Raw genomic sequence first — 19,480 nt, 5'->3', positions numbered from 1 at the left:
AGTCAGAATGTTTTGGATGTTGTCAATACCTGTGAAATTCCTTGTTCGCGGTGAGTAATGTGTACTTCTATGCCAAATTTCTCGTGCAGATGTTCAGCCAAATGTTGTGCGCAGTACACGCTGCGATGCTGTCCGCCCGTGCAACCGAACGAGAACATAAGGCTGGTAAACCCACGCTGAATATATCGTTGTACGTGATGGTCAGCCAAATCATATACATGAGCAAGGAATGTAAGAATCTCACCATCGTCTTCCAAGAATCGTATAACGGACTCGTCAAGCCCCGTGAGTTTTTTATAAGGCTCATAACGCCCAGGATTATGCGTTGAACGGCAATCGAAAACATATCCTCCGCCATTACCTGATGAATCTTCGGGAATACCCTTGCGATACGAAAAGCTGAACACGCGCACCACAAGCGGCCCCTTGCCATCGTATTTTGAAAACGTTGCGGGGCCATCTTGGGGATGAGCCTCATAGATATTGGAGTCGGAAGTGCGAAAACCATCTCTGCGAACGGGTGCAGAAACTTCGGCCGGAGCAAACTGTGGCAATTGGGTGAGCCGTTCTAATATCTCCATCAGATAGGGATAGGGAAACGCTTGAGGCCCTATTTTCAACAGATCTCGAAGATTTTCCATTGCGGGAGGTATAGAATCGAGGAAATATTTCTTACGTTCGAAATAGCCGCGAAATCCGTAAGCTCCGAGCACTTGCAGCATACGGAAAAGCACAAATTGGCTCAATCGCTCCACGAAATGACGCACCGACGGTACTTCCGTATAGTTTTTCAACGAGTAGTAATACTCATACACTAATTCGCGGCGCAGCTTGAACGGGTATTTAGCCGAAGCCTGCCACAAGAATGAAGCCAAATCATAATAAAACGGTCCTTTGCGTCCGCCTTGAAAATCGATAAAATAAGGCTTACCCTGCTTGTCGATCATAATATTACGAGCCTGAAAATCGCGATAAAGGAAGCTGTTACTTGGCTCCGAAACCAAGTCTTTGGCAAACATTCGGAAGTTGGCTTCAAGCTTCAGTTCGTGAAAATCAAGCTCTGTTGCTTTCAAGAAGCAATACTTAAAATAGTTAAGATCGAAGCGTACGCTGTCTACATTGAATTCGGGTTGAGGATAGCAACAATTCCAATCTAATCCCTGTGCCCCCCGGATTTGAATGTCGGGCAAGGCTTTAATCGCGTTCACAAGTAACTGTTTCTCGTGTTGGTTATATCGTCCACCCGCATCTCGTCCGCCTCGAATAGCATCGAAGAGCGACACATCGCCCAAATCTGTTTGTAAATAGCGTAGTTCGTCGCCGCTGACAGCTAAGATTTCGGGTACAGGCAACCGCTTGTTGGTGAAATGTCGAGCCAAACTCACAAAGGCGTGATTCTCATCCCGACTTGTTCCAATTACTCCGATGACAGTCTGCCCCTCACCGCCCGTTATCCGAATATACGTCCGATTACTCCCCGCTCCGGACAGTTGTCGGCAATATCTGGGCTGTCTACCGCACCACGCACGGTATAAATTAATCAGTTTTTCCATTCTTCCCTACATATTGCTGAACAAGATGGTCGGCTACAAGCAATAAAAGAATAATACCGAGCGACATCCAAAACGAGTCGGTGATATAAAGCAGTCCGGCCGCAATTGCTGCCAGCATCATAATATGTTTCCAATCAAACGTATATTTCATTCTGCAAAAGTAGGAAAAATAATCGAGAATTGATAATTGACAATTAAGAGTTATTTTTCTCTTCATCTTTTTCGTGGCGTAAGGAACACTTTTAATATAATTAAATCGAATAGAAATTGTTGAAATGATAACTATATTAAGTTATAATCAAATGATAAAAGAATAAGTAATAAGATAAATAAAGAGGTATATCAATGATATCTTGACATACCTCTTTTTATTAATTCAGCTTAAAGAATTTTCTTAAGCCTCTGTGGGAGTTGCTTCATTCTCCGTAGAAACAGACTCTTCTACATCTTGTGCAACTTCTGCCTCAGCTTTGGCAGCAACCTCAGCAGCTTTCTTTTCAGCTACCTTCTTCGCAATATCTCTATTGATTTTCTTTTCTGCTTCAATCTCCCGGTCTATCGCATCTTTCTTAGCTTTCGCTTCTTTGTCGCGAACAGCATCTAAGCCTTTTTGCTTATCTTGCTTCCAAGTATCGAATTTGTTCTGAGCAGTAGCCTCATCAAATGCACCTTTCTTAACTCCTCCACGAAGATGTTTCATCAAATATACTCCTTCGCCTTTGAGAATATTACGTGCAGTATCGGTAGGTTGTGCGCCAACCTCTACCCAATACAGTGCGCGATCGAATTTCAAATCAACAGTAGCCGGATTGGTATTGGGATTATAAGTACCAATCTTTTCAATAAATTTACCATCACGTGGTGCTCTTACGTCAGCGATCACAATACTGTAAAAAGCATAGTTTTTACGACCGCCACGTTGCAATCTGATTTTTGTTGCCATTTTTTATTTTACTTTAAAAATTAAATATACTGTTAACTCGTAACAGCTGTGCAAAGATACAATATTTATCTGAATTTCAATTGACTATCCTTTGATAGGCCATGGATTTAACACTCATTAACCATCTACATAACTCCGTCTTCACGAAGTTTGAGTTGCCATTTCCAAGCTGATGCCAGTATATCTTCAAGAGGCGTATCTGCTTTCCAACCAAGTACTTTATTGGCTTTATCCACACATCCCCAAACTTTCTCGATATCACCCTCACGGCGTGGTGCAAACGTCCAATTTACCTTTACGCCCGTAGCTTTCTCAAATGCATTGACCACCTCCAAAGTACTTGCACCCTTTCCAGTACCGATATTAAAATATTCGATAGGCTCAGTTTCCATATCCAGTACGCGAGTCATTGCAGCTACATGAGCCTTGGCGAGATCAACTACATAAATGTAATCACGGATACAAGTTCCGTCCGGAGTATCATAATCATTTCCGAAGATCTTCAATTCTTTACGGATACCGATAGCCGTTTGTGTAACGAATGGAATCAAATTCATAGGCACTCCATTAGGTAATTCGCCAATCAAAGCCGAAGGATGTGCACCGATTGGATTGAAATAGCGTAGTACTATGCTTTTGATAGGTGCGCCGCTATGAATGAAATCGCGAATAATTTCTTCGTTGATTTGTTTTGTGTTTCCATAAGGTGAACAAGCTGTTTGGATGGGCGCTTCTTCTGTTACGGGCAGATTCTCTTTTGACGGTTGGCCATAAACGGTACAACTGGATGAGAAGATGATACCTTTCGTACCGTATTTCGGCATTAATTCAAGCAGGTTCAAGAGTGAAACTATATTATTGCGATAATATAGGAGCGGTTTTTCTACACTCTCACCTACTGCTTTGCTTGCAGCGAAATGGATAATTCCTCTGATATCCGCATATTTTTTGAATACTGTTTCCGTAGCTTCTTTATCACGAAGATCTACCTGTTCGAAAGCCGGACGTATGCCCGTGATTTTCTCAATACCGTCTAATACTTCTATATTAGAATTAGAAAGATCGTCGATGATTACTACTTTATAACCTGCTTCTTGCAGTTCTACCGTTGTATGCGAACCGATAAAACCGGTTCCTCCCGTTACTAAAATTGTCTGTTTCATTTTGTTGAAATTTGCACGGACAAAGGTAATGATATATTTTCAGATGGCAATAAAAAATAACTATAAAAAGATATGGCAGAGCTTAGGCTTTAAAAAATTATATGTATATTTGCAGTCGACAACCAGAAAACAATATGAAAGCAAACGAGCAAACGGCACAACAAGTCGAACGTGCAATCAAAAAGATTGCCCAAAAGTTTCCTTTGTCAAATGACTCATCAATATTGACAGACATCCATCTGCGTGTTTCGCAGGACAGTGGAGAACTGTTGGCGTTTGATGACGATGAAAACGAGATTACGCGGTGCGTTGTTGCACAATGGATAGATAACAAAGATGAAGACTTCTATGAACACGTGACGGTTATCTTACGTAGCATTTTGAAACGTCTACACGATGTTATCGACAATATGGGAATTTTGAAACCTTTCAACTTTGTACTCGAAGACGACGACAAGGAAAATATAGCCGAACTTTATGTTGCCGATGATGATACGATGATCATCGGAGACGATCTGATGAAAGATCTCAACAAAGATTTGGATGCATTTTTAGATTGTCTCTTAAAATAGCCCCTTCTCTATCCTCCCGTATGTAGGTGGGAGAAACTGTTTATAAATCTATCCCTTTTCTTCTCCCTTTGCTCTCATTACTCATTCTGTCGAGTGCTGTCACTACGTATGTATAATGTTTTTTACCATCTACATAAGGCAAACGATACATCGTTTCACCCGTTATTGCTACAATTTTTGACGCATCATCCAGATCGACTTCCTCTCCGTCGGCAAAACGATATACCACATATTTAGTAACCTCATCACGCCAGCTCGGCTTCTTTGACCGCAACCAGAAAGCCCACCACGGAGCTTTTGGCTTCGACCAAAAGAGAATATAACCATCGCTCGTCCATACCGGTGTTACGCTCCGGGGCTTGCGCGGACTACGGTCATCAATGAACGGCATACGTGGTTGCAAGGCTGGATAACGCCAATAATAGGTTCTCAACGCACTTCCATACCCTCCCACATTGTCAACTACAGCCTTGGAATACCACAGTACAGTTCCCCCGACATTCTTCATTCGCTCGTGCAGAGCAAATTTCGCCGGCATCTGATTGATTTTCGGGTTAGCAGGATCGGCATATTTCACGGTTCGTTCTACATCTTCACCGATAAAAAGCGGACGATTTGAAGCATATCGATTCCACCAAGAAATTAGCGTTTTATAGTCGGCCGTCGGATGTCCGATTTGCCAATAAAGTTGCGGCACACAATAATCTACCCAACCATTATTTACCCAAAGCAATACGTCGGCATACAAATCATCATATCCCTGTGTGCCGCGTGTGTCGCTTCCGATCCCGGGAGCCGACCTACGGTTACGATAGATTCCAAAAGGAGACACACCGAATTTCACCCACGGCTTGACGCTTCTGATCGAATCGTGCAACTGCCGAATCAGTACATTGACATTGTCTCGGCGCCAATCATCCTTGTTCGCGAATCTTTTACCATACAAACGATATTCGCGGTCATCGTCAATTGTTTGTCCTGCCACACGATAAGGATAAAAATAGTCATCTATGTGCAAACCGTCAACATCATAACGGCGCACAATGTCATCGGCTACACGGCAGATATATTCGCGATTGAGCGGATTCCCCGGATTGAGGATAAACAGTCCGTCATAAGTAAATACACGTCCGGGATGCTTGATCGCCACGTGGCCCGGCGCCAAGGCCGATGTCCCCTTAGTCTTGGCACGATAAGGATTGATCCACGCGTGTAATTCCATTCCGCGCTTATGGCATTCTTTCACCATCCATGCCAACGGATCCCAATAAGGTGAAGGAGCCTGCCCTTGCACACCTGTAAGAAACCTGCTCCACGGCTCTAATCTGCTTTGATAAAGCGCATCACATTCCGGTCGTACCTGAAAGAAAATGGCATTCACACCGTCTTTCTTTAATTCGTTCAGCTGGCGAGTCAATTCCTGTTGCATTCCTGCGGTAGTCAGCCCCTGAAACTGCCCGTTAACACACTGTATCCAAGCTCCACGAAACTCACGTTTATGTAAAGGTGCAGTAGCAAAAAGATTGTGGCATCCGAATACCGACAGTATCAAGAAGATCACGACCGTTCGAAAGTGATTTTTATTCATTCTGATTTCTACATTATGGATTTGCCTGCAAAGATAATAAAAAAATCTAAGAATTGCCGTTCAGGAATTATAAGTATGAAAATTACTCCCCTACTTTCTCCTCGATTCAAATAAGTTTTTTATCGAATGGACTGGTTCATCTTACTGTTCGCAACCAAAACTCCTATGCATAGCCCTCAGGGGAAACGCATTGTCGAGGCGTTTTACTCAATTTTCAGATATTTGGATAAATATGACGTCATATTTCAGTAAAAATGACGTCATATTCGAGCAAATATGACGTCATATTCAGACAAAAATGATATCATATCTGAGCAAAAATGACGTCATATTCTTTATATTCTATCCTATGGGATTGAACTTATGCATATATAAATGTGCTTTCCCTTTGCTTAGCCATTACAAGTTCCATAGTAGGAAGGCTGTCCTCGTATACTTGTGGGACAGAAGTATTATACCTCTCATTCAACACAATCTAAGGTCAAAACGTAATAAGATAAAACAGTTTGCAGGTCACAGAAAGGAAATTAATACTTTAAATGAGCTATTACTATTAACTTTTCCTCATATTTTATCATCATTGGTGCCATTTTTAATACGGACAACTCGAATTCCGATTTGGGAGGGATGACGTTGCATATAGCTGCGAAGTATCATAGGCTCTTCTACGACTCGATGATGCACAGACGAGGCATTGAGTAAGTGTAAACCATCGCGATGCCATACGGCAATACCGAGATGAGACGTGTCAAGACCGGCAATGCGTGTGACAAGAGCAATGATGTCGCCATCGTGAATGGTGCGTCGCAAGAGAGCTGTATTAACAATTTGCGACTTGGGAATATATCGATACGTACGACCGGTAAGCAACTTTTCCATCGCTTGGATGGCTCGGAGCGTATCGGGATGACCAACTAATTGGGGATAAAACTGCGGATGCGTGCTCATATAAGAAACATCTAAGCGTTGTACGGCAATGAACGGTGTATCGGGCGACTGTATCTCACGAATAACCCCAACACGTGTATTAGCCGCGATCCATTCAGAAAAGTAATGCAGTCGCGAGACGTAAGAGACACGCCCCTCGCGGTATCTTAACTGCCGCAGATATTGGCAAAAGTCAGTAAATGCTGTCCGCTTATTTTGATGACAGAACGTGAGAGCCAATACATTCTCTACGTATGTCGTACAATCTAATTGGCGAAGATTGATAATGAGCTGCTCCGTTTTGTTCCGTTCCAATGTTTTTGCAACATAGGGAATGCCGCGTAATTCGCGTGCAAAGAACAACACGGCATTGGCATCTTTTTTTAATCGCGTTCCTTTTTGCAGCAGATACATCACTTTAATGCTGTCGGCCGGTGTGTATTGTGGTGTTTGCGCAAGGACTTTCGTAGTGAAAAGCAGAAAGAAAAGCGTACATTTAATGAGATTCATCATTATTTCTTTCTATTAAAGTTAAATCCGACATACAAGTTTAGATTACCGAAGAATGTATTGGCAGAGAATTGTTGTTTGCGATAATTATAGGTATGAAAGATGGCGCTACTACCCAGATACCATTTAGTGTTATTCCAAACAATACCGAATCGGCCTACACCATCAAGATTGAAATTGCTGAACGAGAAGTTACGGAGCGAAACCAGCTTCCGATCAATATTACCATAAGAAGATTTATAGCCTAATGCCAATGAAAGCGAGGCTGCGAACAGCCAATTATGGGCAAACACCCAGTTGTAAGCATAACCGCCTGAAGCTGAAAAATCTGTATATTTGACCTTAGCAGAAATCAGTCCGCTATCTACCTGAATAGGATTAGTACCATTGTCAAGTCGGTCATTAATTACCTGATTCAACCTCTCCCAATCCAATGACAAACTGTGTTTGGTATAGCCGACTCCCAACAAAGCCGAGCCATAGCTTCGGCGTTGCACTGTACTTTGACTGAATGCAGCAGGATAAGAAAACTTGCGATGATTAAAGATATAATAAATGTTGAAACCTTTGATACTCGCTGAAAATCCGTCGAACGGTGTTCCGGCAATTTGGTCGGTATTGATACCGTCGCCCAAAAACAGACTTCGGATTTTATAATTATTGCCTGTCTTGCGATAAAACAAATCAATGCCGATTTTAGAACTGTAAAAGCTCAAATCAAACTCGCGTTTATTATTTCCGGCATCGATGTGCGTGAGGTCGAATGTATATCCCAGGAAGATCCAGCGCCATCCCACATAAGGACCAAGTTTATAGGTAGGTCGAGGTGCCAAAGTCAGCCCCACCCCATTTTTTGTCTGCAACCGATAAACCTCATACGTATTGGTATTCTGTAACATCACTTGAAAATTGTAATGCTGAGGTTCAATATAGGTTGTGTCTACACGACTGAAGTCTTTTACAAACGAATATAATCCATTGATTACTCGCTTGAAAAGGGGCTCCTCATCATTCGCATAACCTTGCACAGCTCCCCACAGAAAGAAGATGAATAATATAACTCGCTTCAAAACTCACGCTAAAACTTACCCAGGATTCTGTCCATAACCCAATTCACAGGTGTAGCACTTATGCTGGTGCACGTGCATACGTTAATACCTTGTAGATCTTCGATCACCTCACGAATAATAGGCAACTGAACATAAGCAGGATTCGGCACGGTGATATTCATTGCACCACTGCTTGTAATCACCTGAATCGGATCATAATTGTAAACCGAAAATGCTAACATTCCTTGATCGCCGATAACCTCAATACGATCTTCTTTCGCACTCTGATGCCCCACAAAGCACCATGACCCGCTACCTACCAAGCCATCTTCAAACTGAAAACTCGCGCTTATCGTGTCTTCTGCTTCATACAGATGTGCACGATTGGCCGGATAACCGTGTGCTCGAGTGATAACACCAAAGATGTCTTGCAACATATCTAACTGGTGAGAAGCTAAATCATAAAAATATCCCCCACCCGAAATATCCGGCTGCAAACGCCACGGTAGTGTCTCGTGCGACTGATAATCAAGATCGCGTGGAGGAACAGAGAATCGAATTTGCACATTAATGATATGACCAATCAGACCATTATCAATAATCTCCTTGACTTTCAGAAAATACGGAAGATAACGCCGATAATAAGCTACAAAACACGGAATACCTGTCTGTTCGCTCACACGATTGATTCGTGCACAATCCTCATAACTGGCTGCCAATGGTTTTTCCACATACACCGGTTTACCAGCTCGCATAGCCATAATTGCAAATGTAGCGTGACTCGATGGCGGCGTTGCGATATAAACGGCATTGACCTCTGCATCATCAATCAATTTCTGCGCATCGGTATACCATTTCCGAACGTGGTGTCGCTCAGCATACGATCGTGCCTTGTCTTCATTCCGACTCATTACAGCCACCACTTTCGATCCTTCCACTTCATTAAAAGCAGGTCCCGACTTCTTTTCCGTGACTTCTCCACAACCGATAAATCCCCAATTGATCACTTTCATAACAGTTCGGATTTTGCTCACAAAGTTACAATTTAATTCTGAATTATAGAGAGCCAACAGAGAGTTTTCCATTCTTCATTCAATTTTATATACGCTGAATGGAATAAATTGAGTATATTTGCAGTAAAATATAAAGAACAGAAAATGAAAAAACTATTAATGCTGTTTTTGTCTGTTATAGGTTTTCAATTATCTGCCTGCGGACAAAAGGATATCCAAAGAATGGATGTCACCGAGTTTCAAAACTTTATCCGGCGCGATTCCGTGCAGCTTGTTGATGTTAGAACAGCTGAAGAATATGCCGAAGGAAGGATTCGTGGAGCTGTGAATATTAACGTATTGGAAAACAGTTTCATAACAAAAGCAGAGAAGAATCTGTCAAAAAGTAAGCCGGTAGCCGTTTATTGCCGCTCGGGCAAACGCTCTTTGAATGCTGCCCAACAGCTTATCAAAGCGGGCTTCACTGTTGTCGACTTAAAAGGTGGAATCATCGGATGGACGACAGCAGGCTTTCCTATCAGTAAAGAGTGAACAAATGTTTGGGCAATATCTGATCATCGGACTGATCATTGCTGCGTGTCTCTTTTATGCAGTGCGTCAACTTCACCGCATCATTCACGCAGCCAATGACCCGTGCAACGGTTGTCCCGGCTGTGCTTTGCACGATCAGATAGTCAAAAAGCGAAAGAAAGATAAGAAAATACAAATATGTCCGAATAAAAAGTAATAAAAGTTTGGCATTTCAGATATTTTATTTTACCTTTGCACCCGCAAGTTTGCAATGGTACCTTGGCCGATCGGTTAGGTAACGGTCTGCAAAACCGTGTAGAGCAGTTCGACTCTGCTAGGTACCTCACAATAAATCGGGAATCTCCTCATTCAGAAAGAGATTCCCGATTTTATTATATTTTATTCTATCCACCTATATTTTCAGATTTAATATTGTATCTTTGTATCCAAAACAAAATAGTTATGGAAATCAAGAACTCGGAATTTGTCATTAGTGCACCCACCGTGGGTCGCTGTCCGAATGATAACAAGGCAGAATATGCGTTCATTGGACGCTCGAATGTGGGCAAATCGAGCCTGATCAATATGCTTTGCAATCATAAAGGCCTGGCTAAAACATCAGCAACGCCGGGTAAAACATTATTGATCAATCATTTTATTATCAACAAAGAATGGTATCTTGTAGACCTTCCGGGCTACGGATTTGCCAAAAGATCGAAGTCAGTCCAGCAACAATTAACACAGATGATTTCGAGTTACATCCTTCAACGCAGGCAATTGGTCTGCATGTTTGTATTAATCGATATTCGCCACGCCCCTCAACAAATCGATCGTGAGTTTATAGATTGGCTCGGAGAGAGCAGTATTCCTTTTGTTATTGTCTTTACCAAGGCCGATAAACTGAGTGCTGCTAAAGCGAGACAGAGTGTCAAAAGCTGGATGAGTAAATTAGAAGACCGATGGGAAGAGCTACCATCATATTTTATTACGAGTGCTGAAAAGAAGACGGGACGCGAAGAGTTACTCAACTATATTGACCGAATCAATCAATCTTTAACGGTGAAGAGCAGACAATGATACCTTATATAGATGTACAAAATCTGACCAAACGTTTCGGAGCCAATGTGCTTTTTGAGAAAATCTCATTTTCAATAGCCGAGGGGCAGCGTGTGGGACTCATTGCCAAGAACGGTACAGGTAAATCTACCTTGCTCTCCATCCTCACTGGACAAGAGGGAAAAGACAACGGCGAAATCATCTATAAGCGTGACTTGCGGACAGGATTCCTCGTTCAGTCACCCCGATTCGACCCGCAAGAATCGGTTCTTGACGCTTGTTTTAATCACGAGGGCAACGAGGCAAAGATTTTGAAAGCAAAACAAGTCCTGACACAACTCAAGATTCGCGACCTCAAACAACCGATGGGACAACTAAGTGGCGGACAGCAAAAACGCGTAGCCTTGGCCAACGTTTTGATCACCGAGCCCGATTTCCTGATCCTCGACGAACCAACAAATCACCTTGACTTGGAAATGATCGAGTGGCTCGAAGGTTTTCTTTCGCGTGGCAATAAAACGATTCTGATGGTCACCCACGATCGTTTCTTCCTCGATCGGGTGTGCAACAACATCCTTGAACTCGACAACCGGACCGTCTACACATATGCAGGTAATTATGCTTATTATCTTGAAAGACGTCAGAACCGTCTCGATGCAGCACGTGCTGAAATCCAACGCGCGAATAACCTCTACCAACGTGAACTAGAATGGATGCGCCGGATGCCGCAAGCACGCGGGCACAAAGCCCGTTATCGAGAAGAGGCTTTCTATGAATTGGAACACAAAGCCAAACAACGTATTGAAGAACGACAGCTACATTTGAAGTCAAGCAACATCTACATAGGCTCCAAGATCTTTGAGTGCCAATATGTTTCAAAGGCTTTCAGCGATAGGAAAGTCATTCTCAAAGACTTTTATTACAATTTCGCGCGCTTTGAGAAAATGGGGATCGTGGGCAACAACGGTACTGGGAAATCCACATTTATCAAGCTCCTGTTGGGGCTCGAGCAGCCCGACAGCGGCCGATTCGACATCGGTGAGACCGTACGCTTCGGCTATTTTTCACAAGAAGGACCGGTTTTCGACACCGAGAAAAAGGTAATTGACATCATCACCGATATTGCTGAGGTGATCGATCTCGGTGGCGGGCGGCATATGACAGCCTCACAATTCCTGCAATACTTTATGTTTTCGCCCGAGGAACAGCACAATTATGTCTATAAACTCAGCGGAGGCGAACGCCGAAAGCTCTATCTCTGCACCGTGCTGATGAAGAATCCCAACTTTCTTGTGCTTGATGAGCCCACGAACGACCTTGATATTCAGACACTTCAAGTTTTGGAAGAATATCTGGCCGACTTTCCCGGATGTGTGATCGTGGTGAGTCACGACCGCTATTTTATGAATAAAATCGTCGATCATCTCCTCGTTTTCAAAGGCGACGGCATCGTGCAGGATTTTCCCGGCAACTACACGCAATATCGTGAATGGAGCAGTTTGCAACCCAAAACAGAACAGAAAGAGGTGGCTTCTCCTAAAAAAGACAAGAAAAACTATCACAATGACACACGTATAAAGATGTCATATAAGGAAAAGCGTGAGTTTGAACAGTTGGAGAAAGACATTGCTTCCTTAGAATCCGAACAGCAACAGATCGAGTCAGATCTTTGCAGCGGTACGCTCTCAATCGAAGAACTCACTGCAAAGAGCAGGCGTTTACCCGAACTTAAAACAGAACTGGATGAAAAAACAATGCGTTGGTTAGAACTGTCGGAAAAGGAATAAAGAATCCAAAATCATCCCTATCGGTTACGATGAGATACGTACCAAGGGTGAGTAAAGAAATTATAGAGAGCCCAAGAGACAATTGTAAGGGATAGTCCACAAATGAGAAGTGCGTGCTCATTGCCGTAAAAGAAGTAATATCCTAAGAATACCCCTAATGAAATCCCCGACTCCCACGCGAGGATAAAAGTGCTTTGAGACGTTCCGCGTTGGCAATGACGGCTTAGCTTAATAAAAAACAACAAGAATCTACTACCGATAATACCGATTCCGAAACCTAACAACAGCGGAGAAATGTAGACGGAGAAGGTATATTGACGATTAAGCATTATCAACAAGGCCATCGCGATAACGATAAGACCGGTCACAGCTTCACTCTTTAAGTCGGCATCGGCAAATACGAACTTCTCTGAAAGTAGTGCGATCAAGAAGCCGGCCATTACCATCACATAAAACAAAGACGTAACCGCAACAGTCATAATAAGCCCAATGATAGTCGTCATTAGCATCAAATTTAAGAATAACCACTTGCCTTGTGGTAGAAAGAAACGGTCGAGTGCCCAATGTTTGACATTCTCTTCGGGTGCCCGAAACGGAAAACGCACCGATTTGATCAAAACAATCGAACCACCTGCAAGGGTTGCTGCCGTAAAATAAATGTTGATATGAAGTTGCAAGAGAACAATAGCAAGTAACGCGCCGATAGCTAATGCGAATCTACCAAACCACGATGCGTGATGATTGGCTTCTGTTCGCTGAAACGATTCACACTTATCGATAACCAATGTACTGCACAGCACCATCTGTGCCAAACCGAAAGCAGCCCCTAAAACAAATCGTAACAGTAGCAGAATCGCTATCGGGAGATGTAACAAAGCAGCATAATGCTGGACGTACCACAATGCAAGTAATATACAGACAACCACTGCAATCGACCAAACACAAATGTTGCTACGACGATATTCCTGCACAAGCCAACTACAAAAGGGGCCTAATGCAAACAAGCCTACACCGTAAACGCCCATCATCCAACTCGTTTGCTGCGGTGAAAAGTGTAGTGTATGCAACAGATCTTGAGGCAAACCAATTATCAACATATACACAGATGCCGTAAACAAAAGATTGGCTAAGGCCAAAAACCAGAAATCTTTATGCCACAATCGGATATGAATTGGTGTATTTTGTGTATCCATTCGCAAGTCCTTTTAATGCTCGTCGTTAATAGCTCTCATCCTTGCTTGGAAAGGCCGATCGCTTAACGTCTTCTGAATAACAGTTAACCGCATTGCGAATAACCGTTAGAAGGTCGGCGTATAACCGTAAAAAGCGAGGCCGGAAACCATTAGTCATCCCGAGCATATCGGCCGACACCAAAACCTGCCCATCAGTCTCGCAACCTGCACCGATACCAATCGTCGCACAAGAGACGGCTTTCGTCACCTTAGCTGCAAGCCGAGCAGGCACTTTCTCTAATACAATGGCAAAGCATCCGGCTGCATCCAAAGCCAATGCATCGGCCAAAAGCTGATCTGCTTCTGCCTCGTCTTTGGCCCGAAGTCCATATCCTCCGAACTTATGTATGCTCTGCGGAGTCAATCCGAGATGGCCACAGACAGGAATTCCAGCAGCAATTAACACCTTGACCGTATCTAAAATATCAGCTCCACCTTCCACTTTCACTGCATCGACACCTGTTTCTTTCATTATCTTTACAGCATTGCGGAGAGCCTCTTCACGACTGATCTGATAACTGCCAAAGGGCATATCGCATATTACCAGAGCCCGTTTCACGGCCCGTTTCACACTGCGTGCGTGATAAATCATTTCATCGACAGTGATAGAGAGCGTATCTTCATTACCTGCCATCACGTTAGAGGCTGAGTCGCCCACCAAGATACAGTCTACGCCCGAGCTGTCAACGATGGCTGCCATTGTAAAATCATAGGCCGTAAGCATCGTTATTTTCTCGCCACGTTGCTTCATCTCGCGAAAGCTCTGCGTGGTAATCTTCTTGCTATCTGTCGTTAAATATCCACTCATTGGCGTGCAAAATTAATATAAATTAATGAGAACACGGTAGCAAGCGACTTAATTTTTCAAAGTCTAAATTCGTATAATCCGAAATGACCACATCTGAAAGTGAGGCGATGTCGTGTTCAGTATTGGTTGTAGCAAGACCTACCACCGTCATCTTCGCAGCCCGCACAGCTTTCAATCCGTTAAAACTATCTTCAAAACCGATACACTCCGACGGAGCCACCGCAAAACATCCGGCCCCTTTCAGATAACCCTCAGGATCGGGTTTACTCTTTGTGAAATCTTCAGCCGTGAGTATATGGGCGAACATCTCCTTAAATTCGGGATGCTTACGATAGACATTTTCCATCTTCACTCGATTACTGCTGGTCACCACGGCACACTGAATGCCTTGGCGTTTCAGATCTAAGATGAATGTTTCAAAACCACGTATATATTCAAAAGGCATACTGTACTCAAACGCATCGATCGCTTGTATGATTTCCATCTGTACCTTTTCCATCTCTCGAAAATACTTATCGAAGATCTGAACAAGTGTCTGCCCTTTGATACGCAAAGCTAAATCAGGCTGTTCTGGGGCGTATTTGCGGAATATATCACCCCAGAACTGTGTATAAAGCGGCTCTGTATTGAACACCACTCCATCTAAATCGAACAATGCTACTTGATACATTTAATAACAATTTTATGTGAGATGCGTGCAAAGGTACGAAAAATATTAGTACCTTTGCCACGCTTATGCGAAATTTTATAGCACTCTTCTCAATGGCTTTAGCCATCTGTTCGTGTTCGGGTGACGGGAAATTAACGGTGGAACACATTGGAATGGACATCGATTCAATCGTTGTCGATTCTATATACAACCTGCAAGAAACCGATGGACCGAAATGTGAGGTGTCGCTCCGAATCCTATTTTTCAAAGGTGGCAAGAGCCAAGCGATCAACGATACATTGTTGCGGTCAGGACTTCTGACACCGGATTATCTATCACTTTCAGGCGAACGCATTGATGTGCGACAAGCAGTCGACTCGTTTGTGCGGCGTTACATTAATGATTATAAGACCGACTTTGGCGCTCTCTATCGTGAAGATCACGAACACGGTGCCTCTTATAACTGTGCTTATAACGTGAAGACACGAGCTCGTAGTGGTGCTGAAAATGTCTTAGTTTATGTTGCTTCGATCTATACTTATGCCGGTGGAGCACACGGAATAAACCAAACACTGGTCAAAAACTTTGACACACGTACGGGCAAACTCATCCGATTGAGCGACATCTTTGTACCAGGCTATGAGCAATCGTTGAAAGAGCAGATTGTAGAAAAACTCGCTGAACGATTTAAAACCAATGGATTAGAGGGTCTTAACAAGCAAGATGTATTCACAGATCAGCATATTTATATTCCCGAGAATTTCATCCTCAATAACGATGATATCACTTTTATCTATTGCGAAGATGAAATTGCGCCGCACGCTGTGGGTGAAATACGGGTCAAAATAGATAAAGATGATATCAGTAAACTGTTGAGAAAAATTGTATAATGGACGAAATTCTGAAATATTTTCCCGCTCTTTCCGATGTACAAAAGCATCAGTTCGCAACTCTCTCTGAACTATACAGAGATTGGAATGCCAAAATCAATGTCATATCCCGTAAAGATATAGATTATCTTTACGAGCATCACGTACTCCATTCTTTGGCCATCGGCAAAGTGTTGCGCTTTACGCCGGACACTCGAATACTTGATTTCGGAACAGGTGGAGGCTTTCCTGGTATTCCGCTTGCTATCTTATTTCCCAACTGCCAGTTTAAACTCATCGATGGAACAGGCAAAAAAATACGCGTTGCCACAGAAGTTTCAAATGCCATCGGCCTTAAAAACGTGGTTATAGAGCAGCTCAGGGGCGAAGACGAAAAAGGCAAATACGATTTCATTGTGAGTCGGGCCGTGATGAAGTTATCCGATTTAATGAAAATCATCCACCGCAATATTGCCAAAGAACAGCATAATGCGCTGCCTAATGGCGTATTTTGTCTCAAAGGTGGAGACGTAACTCACGAAGTGATGCCGTATAAAAAGATCGTACAAATAACTCCTATTCACACACTATTCAAGGAAGAGTGGTTTAAGGAAAAGAATGTAATTTATGTCCCAATCTGAATAAAATGCTGAACATCAAGAGATTTATCTGCAATATGTTGCAGGAAAATTGTTATGTGGCCAATGATGAAACGCGCGAGTGTATCATTGTAGATTGTGGCGCTTTTTATCCCGAAGAGCGCACGGCCATCGTACAATACATCCGAGACAATCAGCTGATACCGAAGCATTTATTAGTTACACACGCGCATTTCGATCATAATTTTGGCAACGAAACTCTATTCAAAGAGTTTGGTTTAAAGCCCGAAGTGCATCACAATGACAAACCATTAATGGATAATCTCGCCCAACAGGCCGAGCGAATCACCGGAATCAAGCCTACGAATGAGTTTCCTTCCGTAGAAAAATATCTCAACGATGACGACAAAATTACATTTGGCACGCACACATTTACCATTATCGCCACACCTGGTCACTCGCCCGGAGGCGTCTTTTACTATTGTGCAGAAGAACATTTAGCTTTCTCCGGCGATACATTGTTTCATTATTCGGTGGGCCGGACAGATTTCGACGGGGGTAATATGTTTCAATTGATCCAGAGTTTAAGAGTTGTTTCGCAACTTCCAGACAATACAATTATCTTTCCGGGACACGGTGATCAGACCACAATCGGTGCTGAAGTAGCCGGCAATCCCTATCTGGACCGTTAACGAATAATGATGTAAATGTTGAATGAAAAGATCATATTAGGCATCGACCCAGGAACGAACGTGATGGGTTACGGCGTTATCAAAATCGTAGGAAACAGAGCACAAATGATGGTAATGGGTGTCATTGATCTGCGAAGGATGGGAGATTCGTATCTTAAATTAGGTCGAATATTCGAGCGTGTGACCGGAATCATTGATGAATATTTGCCTGATGAGCTTGCCATTGAAGCTCCGTTTTTCGGGAAAAACGTGCAATCGATGTTGAAACTGGGACGTGCACAAGGTGTGGCAATCGCTGCCGCCATCCACCACGATATTCCGATACACGAATATGCACCATTAAAAATTAAGATGGCAATCACCGGACAAGGTCAGGCAAGCAAGCAGCAGGTAGCAGGAATGCTGAAACGACTTCTCAATCTCGATGAAAAAGAGATGCCAAAGTTTATGGATGCTACCGACGCATTAGCCGTTGCTTATTGCCATTTTATGCAAATGGACCGCCCACAGACTGAAACGCATTATCGCGGATGGAAAGACTTTGTCAACAAGAATTGTGACAAAGCGATACGTTCGCTTTCTATTCTCAATCAACAAAAAAACAAATAAACATTAATAAACATATTTAGAAGATTAGAGATTATGAGAAAGATTATTTTTATGGCAGCTCTTTGCTTAGTCACGATCAACATTTCAGCACAGAATGTGTACAACGAAATTCTCCGCTTGTCCAAAGTAGGTGCAGCAGATAAAACAAAAGATTTGGATACAAGACGCGTGTATCAGTTTAAGGTAGATGAACTGAACTATATGCTGATGAAAACACGCGAGCAAAAACCTGATACTAAGATGTCGACGATCGACCGCCAAGCTTATGCGATGTACGATTTTGTCAACTCATTTATAACAGTTTTGTCAAAGACGAAAAACAAAAAGAAAAAACAACTCATTATCAGTATCTACAAGGAAGCCACCATCAACAATCCACTCTTCAAGGATAACGACAAAGAATTAGTTTTAAGTTATTATAATAGAGAGGATTATCTAATACAATTCTCGCTTGATACAGACTGGATCAAGGCCAGAGAAGAGGTGAAGAAGAAGAAGATGGATAAACTCTAATTTTACCTAAAATCAAACAATGCCCGGAAACGAATCATCATTGTTCCCGGGCATTATCGTTTTACCACTCTCCCAAAATCAAGAATTGATTAACGACCTTTAATACTACATCTATATCTTTGTCAATACTCAATAAATATCGATCATAATAATCTACACAGCATATTTCTTCATCATAAATTACTTTGGTCGACGGTTTTCTGTGTAAGTGAATAACACTATACCTTTACCTCCAAAAACAATTTAATCAGATTTACAATGCAATTATTTATTGATTTATGGTCGATTTGGAAAATGCCAGGGAACTGGGTGAGAAAGAAGAAAATGTAAAAGATGGAACAAGCAACAACTGCCAAAGTAGAGTCTCTCAATACTAAGACGAAGCCTAACAAAACTCTCTATAAACAATCCTCCATACCGAGACTCGTCAGCTTCCTACCATTTCTCTATAAGTAAACAAATAATTGAATTGTAAATCTGATTAAATTGTTTTTGGAAGTAAAGAGTATAGCGTTACAATGGATTACGGGGCAATAAGCACTGAATGTTAGCTGAATGTTAGCTAAATATTTGCAATCAAAAAGAAGTTGGTGTTATATTTGGGATAACAGATAAATAACAGATAAAAAGATTTATATTTACATCGTTATTCAGAAAGTTTGAAAACGAAATCATTAAAACAATTTTCAAGCGATCGACTGATCCGGCTCAGACGAAATACCATCTTAGCCTAAAAAAAAAGTTGACTCAATAATCAACTTATCTTTCCAAAGTGTCTGTATTTCGTGGAAAACCTTGGTTATCATACGATAGGTAAGTTAATTTCTGTTTCAGATTT

At 42.4% G+C, this 19,480-nt stretch carries 21 protein-coding genes and 1 tRNA gene; 11 read left to right on the top strand and 11 right to left on the bottom strand.

Going from position 1 to position 19,480, the window contains the following annotated elements; all coding sequences use genetic code 11:
• Positions 1-2: 2 nt before the first annotated feature.
• The 4 genes from RWY97_RS01600 to galE form a co-directional block, all read right to left on the bottom strand.
• Positions 3-1,553, bottom strand: a complete 1,551-nt coding sequence (locus RWY97_RS01600) for a RapZ C-terminal domain-containing protein (protein ID WP_315565132.1) — start codon at positions 1,551-1,553, stop codon at positions 3-5.
• Complete coding sequence (locus RWY97_RS01595) at positions 1,537-1,704, bottom strand: hypothetical protein (RefSeq protein WP_314739564.1); 168 nt, start codon at positions 1,702-1,704, stop codon at positions 1,537-1,539. Before RWY97_RS01595 ends, RWY97_RS01600 begins: the two co-directional genes overlap by 17 nt.
• Positions 1,705-1,947: 243 nt before the next feature.
• On the bottom strand, positions 1,948-2,496 hold the full coding sequence (locus tag RWY97_RS01590) for a 30S ribosomal protein S16 (RefSeq protein ID WP_315565131.1): 549 nt from the start codon (positions 2,494-2,496) through the stop codon (positions 1,948-1,950).
• Between the two features lie 125 nt (positions 2,497-2,621).
• The gene (galE, locus tag RWY97_RS01585; protein ID WP_024991197.1) at positions 2,622-3,659 is read right to left on the bottom strand and encodes a UDP-glucose 4-epimerase GalE; all 1,038 of its coding nucleotides are present in this window, start codon (positions 3,657-3,659) and stop codon (positions 2,622-2,624) included.
• A gap of 134 nt (positions 3,660-3,793) precedes the next feature.
• Between galE and RWY97_RS01580 the strand changes: the two genes are divergently transcribed.
• Positions 3,794-4,231, top strand: a complete 438-nt coding sequence (locus RWY97_RS01580; protein WP_314739562.1) for a hypothetical protein — start codon at positions 3,794-3,796, stop codon at positions 4,229-4,231.
• Positions 4,232-4,271: 40 nt separating this feature from the next.
• Here RWY97_RS01580 and RWY97_RS01575 read toward each other — a convergent pair whose 3' ends face one another.
• The 4 genes from RWY97_RS01575 to RWY97_RS01560 form a co-directional block, all read right to left on the bottom strand.
• Positions 4,272-5,819: a glycoside hydrolase family 10-like protein gene (locus RWY97_RS01575; protein WP_024991195.1), complete on the bottom strand. Its 1,548-nt coding sequence runs from the start codon at positions 5,817-5,819 to the stop codon at positions 4,272-4,274.
• 564 nt (positions 5,820-6,383) lie between these two features.
• Entirely contained in the window at positions 6,384-7,256 is an 873-nt protein-coding gene (locus RWY97_RS01570) for an N-acetylmuramoyl-L-alanine amidase-like domain-containing protein (RefSeq protein ID WP_390883243.1), read from the bottom strand.
• A gap of 2 nt (positions 7,257-7,258) precedes the next feature.
• Positions 7,259-8,326: a DUF4421 domain-containing protein gene (locus RWY97_RS01565; RefSeq protein ID WP_021583707.1), complete on the bottom strand. Its 1,068-nt coding sequence runs from the start codon at positions 8,324-8,326 to the stop codon at positions 7,259-7,261.
• Between the two features lie 8 nt (positions 8,327-8,334).
• On the bottom strand, positions 8,335-9,318 hold the full coding sequence (locus tag RWY97_RS01560) for a Gfo/Idh/MocA family protein (protein ID WP_024991192.1): 984 nt from the start codon (positions 9,316-9,318) through the stop codon (positions 8,335-8,337).
• 144 nt (positions 9,319-9,462) lie between these two features.
• Between RWY97_RS01560 and RWY97_RS01555 the strand changes: the two genes are divergently transcribed.
• The 5 genes from RWY97_RS01555 to RWY97_RS01535 all read left to right on the top strand — a co-directional run bounded on the left by RWY97_RS01555 (position 9,463) and on the right by RWY97_RS01535 (position 12,671).
• Entirely contained in the window at positions 9,463-9,849 is a 387-nt protein-coding gene (locus RWY97_RS01555; protein WP_314080381.1) for a rhodanese-like domain-containing protein, read from the top strand.
• Positions 9,850-9,853: 4 nt separating this feature from the next.
• A complete protein-coding gene (locus RWY97_RS01550) occupies positions 9,854-10,045 on the top strand; it encodes a FeoB-associated Cys-rich membrane protein (protein WP_315565126.1) in 192 nt (63 codons plus the stop codon).
• A gap of 56 nt (positions 10,046-10,101) precedes the next feature.
• Positions 10,102-10,172 (top strand) — tRNA-Cys (locus RWY97_RS01545).
• A 118-nt stretch (positions 10,173-10,290) separates the two neighbouring features.
• Complete coding sequence (yihA, locus tag RWY97_RS01540) at positions 10,291-10,905, top strand: ribosome biogenesis GTP-binding protein YihA/YsxC (protein WP_314739552.1); 615 nt, start codon at positions 10,291-10,293, stop codon at positions 10,903-10,905.
• Complete coding sequence (locus RWY97_RS01535) at positions 10,902-12,671, top strand: ABC-F family ATP-binding cassette domain-containing protein (protein ID WP_315565125.1); 1,770 nt, start codon at positions 10,902-10,904, stop codon at positions 12,669-12,671. The genes yihA and RWY97_RS01535 overlap by 4 nt, the downstream gene beginning before the upstream one ends.
• Positions 12,672-12,688: 17 nt before the next feature.
• Here the strand turns inward: RWY97_RS01535 and RWY97_RS01530 are convergent, their stop codons facing one another.
• From RWY97_RS01530 to RWY97_RS01520, 3 genes are read right to left on the bottom strand one after another with little or no spacing between them, the layout of a single operon-like run.
• Positions 12,689-13,864 carry an MFS transporter gene (locus RWY97_RS01530; RefSeq protein ID WP_315565124.1) on the bottom strand — a complete coding sequence of 392 codons (1,176 nt, stop codon included), beginning with the start codon at positions 13,862-13,864 and terminating at the stop codon, positions 12,689-12,691.
• Positions 13,865-13,889: 25 nt separating this feature from the next.
• Complete coding sequence (panB, locus tag RWY97_RS01525) at positions 13,890-14,711, bottom strand: 3-methyl-2-oxobutanoate hydroxymethyltransferase (protein WP_315565123.1); 822 nt, start codon at positions 14,709-14,711, stop codon at positions 13,890-13,892.
• A 22-nt stretch (positions 14,712-14,733) separates the two neighbouring features.
• Positions 14,734-15,381 (bottom strand): HAD family hydrolase, encoded by a 648-nt coding sequence (locus RWY97_RS01520; protein WP_315565121.1) that lies wholly within the window; start codon positions 15,379-15,381, stop codon positions 14,734-14,736.
• A gap of 65 nt (positions 15,382-15,446) precedes the next feature.
• Here RWY97_RS01520 and RWY97_RS01515 point away from each other — a divergent pair, with 65 nt between their 5' ends.
• Genes RWY97_RS01515 through RWY97_RS01495 form a run of 5 tightly spaced genes read left to right on the top strand, consistent with a single transcriptional unit; the run spans position 15,447 to position 18,642 of the window.
• Positions 15,447-16,250, top strand: a complete 804-nt coding sequence (locus RWY97_RS01515; protein WP_315565119.1) for a DUF3298 and DUF4163 domain-containing protein — start codon at positions 15,447-15,449, stop codon at positions 16,248-16,250.
• On the top strand, positions 16,250-16,870 hold the full coding sequence (gene rsmG, locus RWY97_RS01510) for a 16S rRNA (guanine(527)-N(7))-methyltransferase RsmG (protein WP_315565118.1): 621 nt from the start codon (positions 16,250-16,252) through the stop codon (positions 16,868-16,870). The genes RWY97_RS01515 and rsmG overlap by 1 nt, the downstream gene beginning before the upstream one ends.
• A gap of 5 nt (positions 16,871-16,875) precedes the next feature.
• Positions 16,876-17,520, top strand: coding sequence for an MBL fold metallo-hydrolase (locus RWY97_RS01505; protein WP_315565116.1), 645 nt, complete (start codon positions 16,876-16,878; stop codon positions 17,518-17,520).
• 15 nt (positions 17,521-17,535) lie between these two features.
• The gene (gene ruvC, locus RWY97_RS01500) at positions 17,536-18,129 is read left to right on the top strand and encodes a crossover junction endodeoxyribonuclease RuvC (protein WP_315565115.1); all 594 of its coding nucleotides are present in this window, start codon (positions 17,536-17,538) and stop codon (positions 18,127-18,129) included.
• A 33-nt stretch (positions 18,130-18,162) separates the two neighbouring features.
• Positions 18,163-18,642 (top strand): hypothetical protein, encoded by a 480-nt coding sequence (locus tag RWY97_RS01495; protein WP_315565113.1) that lies wholly within the window; start codon positions 18,163-18,165, stop codon positions 18,640-18,642.
• Positions 18,643-19,480: the final 838 nt, after the last annotated feature.

This window comes from Hoylesella pleuritidis, assembly GCF_963541955.1.
In the GTDB taxonomy this organism is placed as follows: Bacteria; Bacteroidota; Bacteroidia; order Bacteroidales; family Bacteroidaceae; genus Prevotella; species Prevotella pleuritidis.
This window is presented reverse-complemented; position numbering and strand designations above follow the sequence as displayed.